8 protein-coding genes are annotated in these 13,122 nt (G+C 61.8%); all 8 read right to left on the reverse strand.

Annotation, left to right across the window (positions count from 1 at the left end; all coding sequences use genetic code 11):
* Positions 1-56 precede the first annotated feature (56 nt).
* On the reverse strand, positions 57-2,021 hold the full coding sequence (locus ACHFFR_RS02990; protein WP_394262790.1) for a serine/threonine-protein kinase: 1,965 nt from the start codon (positions 2,019-2,021) through the stop codon (positions 57-59).
* A gap of 5 nt (positions 2,022-2,026) precedes the next feature.
* A complete protein-coding gene (locus ACHFFR_RS02995) occupies positions 2,027-6,334 on the reverse strand; it encodes an FtsK/SpoIIIE domain-containing protein (protein ID WP_394262791.1) in 4,308 nt (1,435 codons plus the stop codon).
* A 25-nt stretch (positions 6,335-6,359) separates the two neighbouring features.
* Positions 6,360-7,619 (reverse strand): ABC transporter substrate-binding protein, encoded by a 1,260-nt coding sequence (locus ACHFFR_RS03000; protein ID WP_394262792.1) that lies wholly within the window; start codon positions 7,617-7,619, stop codon positions 6,360-6,362.
* Positions 7,616-10,486, reverse strand: a complete 2,871-nt coding sequence (locus ACHFFR_RS03005; protein WP_394262793.1) for a hypothetical protein — start codon at positions 10,484-10,486, stop codon at positions 7,616-7,618. The genes ACHFFR_RS03000 and ACHFFR_RS03005 overlap by 4 nt, the downstream gene beginning before the upstream one ends.
* A 191-nt stretch (positions 10,487-10,677) precedes the next feature.
* Positions 10,678-11,313: an NUDIX hydrolase gene (locus ACHFFR_RS03010; protein WP_394262794.1), complete on the reverse strand. Its 636-nt coding sequence runs from the start codon at positions 11,311-11,313 to the stop codon at positions 10,678-10,680.
* Positions 11,314-11,319: 6 nt separating this feature from the next.
* The gene (locus ACHFFR_RS03015; protein WP_394262795.1) at positions 11,320-11,853 is read right to left on the reverse strand and encodes a heat shock protein transcriptional repressor HspR; all 534 of its coding nucleotides are present in this window, start codon (positions 11,851-11,853) and stop codon (positions 11,320-11,322) included.
* 64 nt (positions 11,854-11,917) lie between these two features.
* The gene (locus ACHFFR_RS03020; RefSeq protein WP_394262796.1) at positions 11,918-12,925 is read right to left on the reverse strand and encodes a DnaJ C-terminal domain-containing protein; all 1,008 of its coding nucleotides are present in this window, start codon (positions 12,923-12,925) and stop codon (positions 11,918-11,920) included.
* A gap of 77 nt (positions 12,926-13,002) precedes the next feature.
* On the reverse strand, positions 13,003-13,122 hold the full coding sequence (gene grpE, locus ACHFFR_RS03025; protein ID WP_394262798.1) for a nucleotide exchange factor GrpE: 120 nt from the start codon (positions 13,120-13,122) through the stop codon (positions 13,003-13,005).

The following is a 13,122-nucleotide window of genomic DNA, read 5'->3' on the forward strand; positions in this document are numbered from 1 at the left end:
CTTTCGCATTCCGGATCACACATCACCTAAACGAGGTCGACGGCGTCGTCGGCGCTCTAACTCTCGTGGCCCACGATGTCGAACGTGTTCGATGACAGGTTCGAGAAGTTGCCAACTTGGGTGATGACCTGGCACTGGCTCGCAGGGCGCAGAGCCATGACGTACAGGCCGTCGCGGCTCACCGAAATAGCGCCCGCACAGCCGTCAGAGAAGCGAATGTTGGACTCGACACCCGCAATCTTCTCCACGGTTTCCGTGAGTCCGCCCTTGTGCGGGCTGACGTAAATCGGGTTGACCTCGTCGAGGCCGCTTGGCCACACGGGCAGCAGAGTCACCGTGATCGGCTCTCCGCTGCGGATCCGGTTCGCGACCTGGGGTTCGATGCCAACGAGCCGCTGGGCCGGGTAGGACGTCGACACGGTTTCCGGATCGGCCAGTAGCGACGCCGTCAAGTTCGTGTTCTCCCCCAACCACTCTTGGACCCCGCTCGCCTCAAACTCCTCGTCCGCAATGGTAAACGTACCCGTCAATGTGACGGGACCTCCAGGCTCGACGACCCCCGGGTCCAACGCCCATCCGCACGAATGCGAAATGTACGTGGTTGCAGCAACGTTACGCTTTTGCCCAGGAAGATCCCACGCGACGTCCGGGCACCGCCCGCCAACCTCGACAACCTCGAAGAACGGCCCCTCAAGCGCCACCTTGTCGGAGGCATACGTGATCGAAATGCTCATTTCTTTCGTCGCCGGGTCGAACGTTGCCTCACGGCTGATGCCCAGCCCGGCTGGCGTCGGGCGATCCTGCGACGAGACGGTGACAGGGTCCGCCACGATCTCTTCTTCCTTGTTCGACATCGCCGAGTATCCGATGCCAATCAAGGCAGCCGCTGCCGCCAGCGAACCAGCGCCGATGAGGATCGGCTTCCAGGGCAGCTTCGAGCCAATGCCCTTCTTCTGCTTTTCTTCGCGCTTTACTGTTGGCTCCGGCTCCGCGGCGAGCGCAGACTCTCGCAAAACCGTCTGGTTCGGCGCCTCGCCGAGGTCTGGAACGATCGTCGGGTACGCCGAGGTGAAATCGGCGGTATCGACCTTGCGCTCCGGTTCGGGAGCCGGTTCGGCTACACCCGGGCGGAGCACCGTCATTGGGCCATACGACACCTCGAAGTTCTCCGGCGCGATCGTGGGCTCCAACGCGGGTAGCGCCTTCAATGTCGGCTGCAGAGCCTTCAGCTTCTCCAGCGCCTCATCAATCGTCATACGCTGATGCGGTCGCTTGTTAAGAAGCCCGTCCACGACCTCCCACAGTTCAGGAGTCACGTCGAGCGGAGGCACTGTCGCAGTCACGTGCCGGTGCGCGATCGCATAGTCCGAGCCGACGCCCGCAAACGGCGTACGCCCTGCGAGTAGCTCATAGAGAAGAATGCCCACACCGTACGCATCCGCAGGGAATGACGCCTCGCCGCGCTCAATCAACTCCGGCGCCAGATACTCCGGCGTGCCCACCAACGACGTCGACCTGCTTGCCCCCTCGGTGACAAGCCGCGAGATTCCAAAATCAGTGAGCTTGATCGAGCCGAGCTTGCCCTTCTCCCAGTCAGGCTTCAGCAGCACGTTGTCAGGCTTGATATCGCGGTGCACGACGTTCTTGCCGTGGGAGATGACCAACGCCTCGAGCACGTGGCGAGCCACCGTTGTCGCCGCAAACGGTGTGAAAACCTTACGGTGGTTCAGGACCTCGCGTAGGGACGGACCCTCGACGAATTCCATGATGATCGCGAGCCGCGAACCCTCAACCACCATGTCCTTGACCTCGACGATCGGCTTACCGACTAGGTCCAGCAGAATCGACCGCTCCTGGATAAACCGGGCCACGAGGTCGCGATCCTCGGCGTACTCTTCGCGCAAGATTTTTGCGGCGACGATGCCGTCGGTCCGCTTATCTTTCGCACGCCAGACCGAACCAGCCGCGCCACCGCCAATGCGGTCGACGAGCACATAGTTCGCGCCGAGATCCATCGACATTATTGCTATTCACTCCGCTCAGATTCGATGTCTGCTGTCGCAGCCTGAACAAGCTGGGCAATACCGCCCTGCACGGCGTATCCACGCCCCGGACGCATTTCCACGGGCGCCCGGCGGGGAAGCCGTACGCCGAGGAGCTCGCCGTCGTAGTCCACGTTTGGCTGCAGAAGGACGCCACAGCGCGCGCGGCGAATCGTCTTCGTCCAGTGACCGTACATGGTTCGCAGATCGTCGGCTCGTCCGGCCGCCACGATATGCGTGTCGGGGCCAGCGTTCTGGATCAGCTGGGTGATGAGCCCGTCAGAGTCGTCGAACTGTTCGGCGTCGTCGATAAGGATGACGGTCGGAACAGTCTGGACGCGCGCTGACACGAGGAACTCTGCCGCGTCGTCGGTGTCGGCAACCCTGTCGAAGTCCGTCTGGTGAACGGGCGACCGGCGCCCGCCCAGTGCCCACACCTCAAGCGGCTGGCCTTGCTCACGCGCAGCAGCGCGCAGTGACTCGCCGATACCGATGAGGACGCTCGACTTTCCGGAGCGAACCGGACCAGCGATGAGCATATGCTCGCCCTGATACAGCGCCACGCTCATCGGGCGCAAGTCCGCTTCTGCGATGCCGATCGGAACCTGCCACGGCTCGCCCACAACGGAGCCCTTGCCCTTGAGCTCGTCGACCCACACACGATCCTGTAGCAGCGCAATAATTGGCTGTTTAGTCGGCAAGTGGTCCCACTTGTCGCGGATTGCCGCGGCCGCAGCGGAGACGCCCAGAGGCGGCGTCGCGATATGGGTTTGGAGTTTCGTCGATGAAAAAACAGATCTGCCCGGATCGGGGGCCGGGATATCAGGACCGCGAATGCCAGCGATCGAATAATCGTACGGGTCTGCGAGGCGCAGGAGCCAGCGCTGGGTCGTCACGTCTTCCATCTGGCTCGGCACGGCCTTGGCGCGAGTCGTCGTCACAGCGAAGTACATTCCCACCGACGGGCCGTCCGCATACACCCTGTAAAAGTTCTCGAGCAGAGCCATGCCCTCGCCGTCTTGGTACTCGTCACGCATCGCGGCGAGGCCATCGACCAAGATGAGTGCCTTGCGGTGCTCACCAGGGTTGGCCTTGCGGCGGGCCATCTCCTTGCGCATGAACGTGACCAGACGGCCAAGTAGCTCCGAACCACCGGCGCCACTGCCGGCAAACCCGCCCATGTGCGGGAGCTGCTGAAGAGCCGCGAGGTCGCTGGAAGCGCCCATATCAATGACGAAAATGTCCAGCTCGTCGGGCCCGAGTGTATCGGCGGCCACAAGCGCGAGCGAGGTAAGCGCCGTCGTCGTTCCCGAACCCGGAACGCCCATGATGAGAACATTGCCCTCGCGCGTGTCCCAACCGTCGCGGAACTGACGCTGGTTGTCCGGGTCGTCGGCGACCGCCACCATGATTTTGTCATCGACGATTCCGCCCGACGACGGGACGGGCTTCCCATCGTGGACGCGCGCCTCGTCTGGGACCGGCAGAGAATCGAGCTCGAGATTGACGCGCTCGCCGAGAGCCTCCGGCCATACGGGCCTCGGCGGCGCAAAACCCGCCTTCTCGTTCGCTTCAACGATCGTGTCAATGAGGCAATCAAGATCGTTGGGCGTACCCTTCGGCGGCTTCGCAGGCGCCCGCTGCGCGGGATCCGTTCCCACGACGACCTCGTCGATCTCAATCGCGGCCTCGTCCACGTGGTCCGAGTATCCGGTGATAAGCGCCGTCTGGATTGGCGAAATATCATCCTCACCGAGCTTGACGTACGCACGGCCGCGCTGCTCGCGCGAGATCGACGACGCCACGGGCACGCCGATAACGTTCGTCGAATCCTCCCGGCTCTGTACACGGAGCGCAACGCGCATATTCGTGTTCGCGAGGATGTCGTCATTGACGACGCCAGCCGGGCGCTGGGTCGCGAGAATCATGTGAACGCCGAGCGTTCGTCCGACCGCCGCGACCGACACGATGGAGGTCAACACGTCGGGGAAATCCTTCGCGAGCTGCGCAAACTCATCGATGACGAGGAGGAGCCTCGGCATGGGCTCGGGCGGGTTCGTCGCAAGGTAGGCGTCCAAGTTGTCGACACCCTCGCCGGCCGCCGCGAACTTCTTCTGGCGGTACTCCATCTCTGCTTCGAGCGCCTTGAGCGCGCGCATGGCAAGCTGCTCGTCTAGGTTCGAGATCGTGCCAATCGTGTGCGGAAGCTCGTTACATGCTCCGAACGCGGCGCCGCCCTTGAAGTCGATAAGAATGAAAGTCAGGTGCTCAGGATCGATGCGCGCGGCCAGACCGGCCACGAACGTGCGCAGGAACTCAGATTTACCGGAACCCGTGGTTCCGCCGACGAGACCGTGCGGGCCGTCGCGAACCAGATCCAGCGAATAGGTGCCAGCCTCGCTGACGCCCACCGGCGTGTTGTATCCGCGCGTAGTCCGCCACTGTTTAAGGATCGAGTCAGGCGAGAGTTCGCCGAGCTCAAGCAGCGGCAGCATATGAGCCATGCCCGGCAGTGTCGCTCCAGGAAGCTTTAGTTCGGGATCGTCGAAGTGAGCAAGGTTCTGAGCAACATACTGCGCCGATTCCTCGGTGAGTCCGGCCATGAGCACGTTGTCGATAGTCTCACGGATCTCCGGGCGCTTGACCACCGCGGCCGAGTCTTGCCCCACCTCGACGACGCTCGTACACGACGACGGCAACTGGTCCTCGGACTCCGCGAGCACGATGCCAGAGACCGGAACAGTCTTCGTACGAGGAGAGCTATCGCCAAGCCTGCGGCGGCCGTGTCCGAGCAGATCACGAACCACGGACTCGCGGCCCTCAAGGAGAATGTCAGAGTCGATAACGAGGAGGAACGACTCGGCAATCTGACCGTCGATCGAATCCCGCAACTGGCTCAGCATGCGCTCAGAACGCCGCGTATCAAAACTGATCCACTGGCGCCCCTGACTACCGTCGTCGAACCGCGTGTGCGGGAGCCAACCTGCCCAATCCCACTCGTCCGCGTTACGCGAATCGGCAAAAATACCGATCGACATGTCCGCCGGCCCAAGGTGCGTTGCCGCTTGCGCGAGCAGGCTTCGGGCGAGTGACAGCGACGCCTCACGATCACCATAAATTCCGACGACGCCGCCGTCCTTCAGGTCGACCTCGATCGGGAAGTTGTCGATCGTAGCAGCTTCTAGAATCTCGTCAACCTCATCCTCGTGCTGGGAACCGGCATTCCGGTCAAGCGGAGGATTCCACGGCTGCGAACCAAGGCCCACGTGCAAAGACAAAAAGTCAGGCGTACCCACCCGTCGCTGCCACATGCGGGTCGACGGCAACGACGAACGGATCAGACTCACACCCGGATCGGGTGCGACCTCAAGCGCGCGATCGCGCTCCTCATCACCCGCAAGGCGAATGGCCTCCCGGAATTCATCTAGTGCGTTCGCGTACCTCTCCTCTTCGCCGACGCTCTCCTTCTTGAACCGACGTTTATTCTCGAAGTAGGTACCGAGAGCGATCACCGGCGACAGCAAGGCAAATAACGCAAAACGCGGGTTGCCCATGATGAGGACCATCGCTCCGGCCAGGATAAGCGGGGAAAAGATCGCCGCCCAAGAGAAGTTCGAGGGCTTCGTCGGTTCCTTCTTCTTCGGCGGAGTAACCGGCTTCGGACCGGGCCTCATACCCGGCCGCGGCGGACGGTTGAATGGCACGGTCCGCACGGCCGTAATGTTGGGAAGCGAGCCCGGGGCGGGTGCACGCGGTTCGTCGTCCTGGTATGACACCGTGACAGCCGCGCCACCAACGACGACGGTCGTTGACCCCTTACCGAGGACCATTCCTTCCTCGGAGACGCGCTGATTGCCAATGTAGGTTCCGTTTGACGAGCCTAGGTCGCTGACTCGCAACGCCCCGCCCTCAACGCGGAACGACGCATGCGCCCACGATGTACTCGGCGAATCAATGTGGAGATCCACGTCCGGCGCACGCCCAACGACGACGGCCTTGCCCTCGCGCAACGGCTGCGGCAAACCAAGATCCGCGCCGCCCGACACTCGGATGGTCCACCCGTCGTACAGCTTCGCGATCGGGCGTTCCTCGTCCGAAACCGTGGCGCCGTCGAGGAGGGCGACCTCCTCGATCGGCGTCGTCGGGTCGAATGCTCTGCTATCAACCCACACTCTTCGGGCAGGCCGAAAGCCGAGGGCTTCCTCGACGAGATCCGCGAGGGACATCTCCCAATTGGAAATGTCTAGCCGAAGGACCTTCTCAACACCACGGAAAGCAAAGCGAACACGCATGCGTCAACCTTCCCGCTTTTACGCGTTATTGTGCAAACCAGAACATCAACGGGGTCGAGCTCTCACGGAGGTTCGGATCCTGCGTGCTCGCACGGAGCACAGACATGAGTTCGGATTCAACACCGGTCGCCCCGAACGTCGTCGTGCCAAGGACCGTGCCGTCGGCAGTCGTGATCTCCAGACCTGTCAGAGACTGCTCAATGTCCGCAGGCTCGACGCTCTTCGCGTCCGCCGCAGCGCTCGCAATCGCGACCAACGCATCATGGCTGAGACCGTCTGCATAGTCCTTCGACTCGGCAAACGTCGCCTCGTCCAGAAGGTTGCGCATACCGGCGTCGTCCATCAACCGAATTGCCGTGAAGAATACGGCGGCCGCACCTCCGGACCTGTCCGCCTTCAGGGCAACCATATCCACCGATGGCAAGCCGAGGGTCGTGAAATCGCCAAACAGCACGCCTTCACTACGCAGCCTGTCGATGAACGCAGGAGCGTCCGCGTGGTTGGTGAAGAACACCGGCACGGTGATCGCGCGGGACTGGATTTCCGAGAGGATGTTCGACTCGAACGTTGACGGGCCGTTGATAACGATCGCGTCAAGATTGAGTTCCTCATCCATGAAGACCTGGAAAATCTCATCGCCGAGCTCAACGAAGTCCGTGTTCTCGTCATACGTCATGTACTTCGCGTTCGGAATGTCGGCCAGCGATCCGTCGAAATCGATGACAAGGTTTTCCGCGTAACCACGATCCGTCAGCTCCTTGCCAAGCATGTTAGCCGCGGTTGTCTTATTCGCGCCCATCGTCCACACGCCGTCAGCCGTGGACACGGCATCAGCCTCGTACGGGAAGATCGCCGGGATCCCAGCCCCGCGGGCCGCATCCGCAATCGCGCTCGTGTGCGGACCAGCCGTGCCGACGATAATCGCGCCGACGCCCTGGTTTTCCAGATCGTCAACCGCGCGCTGAGCGCCCTCAACCGTTCCGCGATCATCAACGGGGATGATCTCGATATCCGAGCCACCCTCCGCGAGGCGATAATTGGCAACCTGCATGCCCTCGGCGGAGCGAAGGTAGGAGGACTCAACGAGCGGATCGCCCGTCAAGCTATAGACGACACCGACCTTGAGACCGTCCGGGACTTTCGCTTCGATCGGCAGTGGGAACGTGGACACGCCCTTCCCGGCGATCTCGTCATCCGACTTGATGAGGTTCGCTACGACAATTCCGACGCCGACGAGGACGGCCAGCGCTACAGCAACAATTGCAATGATCTTCTTACGCGTCACTTGTCGCCACCAAGCGTGAACGAGTACACGGTCGTGTACTGGATAGTCGGGTTCTCGAGAGTCGCGAACGGCGGCATCGTCTGGTAACGAGCAGCCGCGGCACGAGTCTGAGCGGAGAGCATCTTGTTATCTCCGAGGTTCTCGCGCTGCAGGTTCGCGAACTCCGTCGTCGTCTCGCTGACAGTCGCGATCTGCGTGTCTGCAAGGCTCGTCGACGCCGCCGACGATGCGATGATGCCCAGGAGGCCAGAGCCTTCGACCGAGTTCACTCCGATGTCGTTGAGGACGCGTTGGATGTCGTCCGTCAAAAGGGCGTTCGAGGCTTGAAGATCAACGACAGCGTTTGAGACGTTACCTTCAATGCCTTGAAGACCGATGTCGAGGACCTCTTGCATCTGCGCGGTCATGACCTCGTTGACGTCGGTCAGCTCAGCCTGTGCGGCAGTGGCAGTGATGGCGCCGGTCGTTGCGATGTTCCCTGCCGAGGCGTTCATCTGGTTGATGATCGACATGAACGCGGCGTCAATAGCGGTCACCGTCTGTGCGCGCTGGCCGCTCACCGCACCGATCGACTCATTGATCACCCCGTAGAGCTCGAGCCCTATGTCGTCCCGCTTCTCTTCAAACAGGTTCTCCATCCGGTCTTGGGTGTTCTGGTAGTTCAGGTTCACCACGTTCACAGCCTCAACCGCCTCCTGCGTCGAAGCTTCGAGCGTCGCGTAATCTTCACGCAGCTGGGTGATGGCGTCGACGCGCTCTGTGTCCGAGATGGCAAGCTGGAGGGACGCCTCGTAATCTGCAACAGCGGCCTTGAGATCGACAAGCATCGCGAACTGGTCCGCGTTGTCACCCTCCGCGATCCGGCTCGTAGCAACGACGACGGAGTTCCACGCCGTGAGGTTATCGTTGGCGAGGGTCTCGAGGGACGTGGGCAGCCTGTGTGCCGGCCCGCGGAAACGCTCCCCGTAGCAGCTCGTGTTGGACACGTACTTGAGGATTTCGTCGATTTCGTCCTTCGTCAACGGCGAATTACGCCAATCAGGCGTGGGCTCTGGCGTGCTCTCACCTGGCGCCGTCGGCTCGGTCGTGCCCGGGTCAACAGGCTCAACTGGTTCAGGGTCGACAGGCTCTGCTGGTTCAGGGTCGACAGGCTCTGCTGGTTCGGGGTCGATAGGCTCTACTGGTTCGGGGGCCACAGACTTAACAGGGACGACGGCACACACGGCGTTGTGAATGTTCTGACGTGCAGTGACCATGTCGTTCACCGCGGCCTGTCCTAGCTGCGCGGTCCTGTTCAGATTGTCGAGCTCGGTTTCAAGCTGCGTAATCTTCTCAGAAATCTCATCAAGGTTCTCTTGCGACTGTTCCAACGTGGTGATCGACGGGTCAAGCTCCGCGACCAAGACATGAAGGTTCGCCACCGAGTCGGTCGCCTGCTCGACAGCATTGCCGTCAAGACCGGCGACGATCTCAGCGGTGTCCTGACCGAGCTTGTAGAGCATCGACGCGAACTCTTCCTTTGCGCTATACAGCTGGCAGGTGACGGAAGTCGGCGCGTCCTGGCACAGCTCGGCGACCGTCTCCGGTGTGACCTCTGTGTCAGTTGGAATGTCCGGTCCGAGAATATCCACGATCTGTTGTTGGATCGCTCCCTGGCATTGCTGCGTCGCATCCGCGTAAGCGCCGAGAAGCGCGCTGACCTTCAACAGGCTTCCGTAAATCGTCTGCGCCTCTTCGCCCGGGTCGACGACGACGGAGCATCCCTGCCCATCCGTTGCAAGCCTGGGCACACTCTGCTCCGGATTACCGATCAGCGCGGACACTGCCGCCGTCGTGCTCTGAATCTGACCGGTCACGGCCGAATTCGAGGTCTGCAAGACTGTAGTCATTGCAGAATTCAGCCCTTCAAGCGTGGACCTCATCGAATCGGTCGAGGCCGTAATCGAGGCGATCGACTGCTGAAGATCAGCAATCGTCTTCGTGCCAACCGTGTCAGCAGAGGCCTGAAGCGTTTGACGAGCCTCGGTAATGATCGTTCCGGTTTCAGACAGGATGCCGTCAAGTTCCGTCATCAACGTGATCGTGTCACCAATGAGCTTGGTTTCGGACGCGCCACGCGGACCGAATGCGCCAGCGACCAGCTGGCCCATCGACGGGTCAGACACGTAACCAGGCTGGACCGTCAGATCGAACTCCGGCACAGTAAAGTCTTCGACGTCCGCGACGACGGTGAACGTCGTCGACGCAGGCAGCTGCGGCGGAGCGAGGATCGTCGCCCACTGCAGCTGGGAGTTACCCTCTTCGTCCTGGGAAAGAACACCATTCGTGACTGTGTCGGTCGATCCCGGAGCGCCGGTCACAACCTGCCCCGGCGAGATCCCCAGATTCGTCGATGCGACCACAGTCAGCGGTGCCCCAACAAGCTCGACACGACGGCGACCCTGGCCACCGACGTCGTAGGACATCTCTTCCGGCTCCAACGTCAGATTCTGGATCGAGAGCTGAATGGTCACACGACCCGTGTACCCTGCAAGGTCGTTCAGGTCAGTGCCACGCGAGTCAGGCGTGCTGTACGTCGTGAGAACACGAACCGGGAGGAACTCCATGACCTCAGCGGGATCGTGGCCCTTCGTCGTCGTCGAGCTTTCCACCTTGTCCGAATACGTCAGGGAAATCTGCGTATCCGAAATGGTGTTGATCGAGCCATCTGCGCCAAGGCCGACGTCCACAGACTGGAGCACACGATCAGACTGCTGGGTATCGTCATCTGCTGCTAGAGCGGGAGACGCTACTGAGGTGAGAGTCAGCGCAAGGGCAGCGGTTGCTGCCACAGTGACCTTGCGTGTCAGTGCGGTGAAGGAAACCATTCCAATCGTCCTTTCGACAATGTCGATAACGGTGAGTACGACACTGCGCGGCGGGTCCGATACTCGCCAGCGCGGCCATTCATACCGACTATTAACAGTATCGGCTATGGCCGCCCTTTTAGGCGCCATCTCACAGGGAATTAGTGCCCACTTCACACTGTGAGCAGCGGTTCACTACACGTGCGGACGCTCTAACGACCGCCGAAGCGGCGTGGCACCATGATGACCCTCTCCCGATCCCATGGCTGCGCCCAGTCGGCAAGTTCCAACAACCCGTCGAGCAGCATGGCAGTAAAACCCCAGATCACAAGGTCACCGTAGACGAACGCGGGCCCCTCGTGTCCGTCGAAATAATGCCAGGTACCTCGGTTCACGGGATCCGAGAGCGCACGCACCGGCACCGCGTGAATCGCGGTCACCTCGCTCGGGTCTGGAACCATCTCGAGCGGCGCCGCGGATTCCCACACGCCAACAACGGGCGTCACCGCGAATGACGTCACCGGCAGCGAGCTCGCGGGTAGCCGCCCGAGTACGCGCACTCCAGCCGAGTCGATTGCACACTCCTCCGCGGCCTCGCGCAACGCAGTCTGTTCGGGAGTCTCATCGCCATCACGGCTCCCGCCCGGGAAACTCACCTGGCCCGCGTGCTTGCGAAGATGTGCCGCACGCTCCGTGAGGATGATGCGCGGGCCGCGCGGATCGTCGTCGTCGGAGAGAAGAATGAGGACGGCCGCCTTCCGCATCCCCTTCCCGGGAACCGGATGGCGGCCATCCACAATCGCGTCCGCGTGATCGAGCGCGGAGGCGAGCTGGTCAAAGACACTCACGCCGGGCTAGTCCTCAAACAGGGTTTGCGGAACCAACGTGCGCGGGCGCCACACGACCACATCGCGGCTGGTGCCGGGCATGTGAGCGCGAAGCGTCTCACGAAGGTGCTCGCGGCGGTCGGACATGAGCACGTCGCCAGCCGCATCGGCGGCGAAAACTCGCGAGAGGCGACGGTCGTAACGCGTGAGCTGGTCGTGAAGATACGCCACGGTCTCGCGCAACTCGGCCACTTCCTCCTCGGCTCGTGCTCGGGCGCGCTCAGCTCGAACAGCCGCGCGCTCGGCCCGCTCAACCTTCGCTTCAAGGTCGAAGATCTTCGCGATGCCTGCCAGGCTCACGCCCTCGTCCTGTGAAAGGCGCTGGATTTCCACGAGCTTGTCGACGTCGTTGAGGGAGTAGCGCCGGCCTCCGCCCTTCGTCCGCTTGGCCACAACAAGTCCCATGCGATCGTACTGGCGAACCGTTTGAGCGTGCATTCCGGCCAGCTCAGCTGCCACTGTCACCGACAAGATCGGGGATGTTCTCGGTACTTTTGCCATGTCTCCTCCTCTCCTACAACGTCACTTCTTGTTGGGACGGGCGCACACACCCGCACCCATCTCCTTAAATCTTAGCCAGATCGTGGAACTCGCGGCGCGGATCTGCTTCGCTCGATACCTCGCGGAACTTCTCCACGGCCTCGCGAGCCTCATCCGAGAGTCGCTTCGGCACAACGACCTTCAGGCGCACGTACATGTCGCCAACGGAACCGCGCTTGTTGTCGATTCCCTTGCGGCGCACGCGCATCACCTTGTCGCTGCTCGATCCGGCCGGCACCTTGACCTTGACCTTCTTCCCATAGATCGTCGGCACCTCGATCGTGGCGCCAAGTGCCGCCTCATCGAAAGAGACCGGCACGTTGACGTACACGTCCTTGCCGTCCACCTCGTAGACGGGGTGCGGCTCCACGTTGACAGTCACGAGCACGTCTCCCTGCTCGCCACCATTCGTGCCGGGCCGTCCCTTGCCCTTGATGCGGATCTTCTGGCCGTTCGTAATTCCGGCGGGGATCTTCGCGGTCACCTTCTCGCCGTTCGATGTGACTGTGACCGTGGTTCCGTCCACAGCCTGACGTAGCGGAATTGAGATCGACGCCGTCACGTCGGCTCCCTTTTCCGGGCGTCGGCGTGAACCGAACCCGCCAAAGCCACCGAAGCCACCGCCCGTGTTCTGTTGCGGGGCACCGGCGCCGAACATCTGCGAGAGGATGTCATCGAAACCGGGCGCGTCTGCGCCGCCAGTCGAGTAGCGGAAGTTTCCGCCTCCACCGCCACCGAAGGCGCTGAAGATATCTTCGAATCCGCCTCCGGATCCTGAGGAGAAACGTGGGCCGCCGCCTGCCATGGCACGAATCGCGTCATACTGCTTTCGGTCATCCTCATTCGAGAGCACCTGATAGGCCTCTGACGCTGCCTTGAACTTGTCTTCTGCTGACTTGTCGCCCGGGTTGCGATCCGGATGGTACTTACGTGCGTACGAGTTGTATGCCTTCTTGATCTCGTCCTGGGTCGCGTCCTTTTTCAGGCCAAGCGCGGCGTAAAAGTCCTTCGTCATCCAATCTTGGCTAGCCATTGTTCACCTCCTTGCTGCGAAGCCTGCGCTTCGCCGTCGTATTCAAAAATCTGGTGCCGCCTAGTCGCGGCTGCGCCTCACTCAGGGGACACCACGCCCACACGAGCCGGGCGGATCACCTTCGAGCCCTGGCGGTAGCCGGGCTGGATGAGCTGGGCGATCTGCTGGCTGTCGACGTCCGCGGACGTCTGGTTCAT

Source organism: Trueperella sp. (assembly GCF_043424875.1).
Lineage (GTDB): Bacteria > Actinomycetota > Actinomycetes > Actinomycetales > Actinomycetaceae > Trueperella.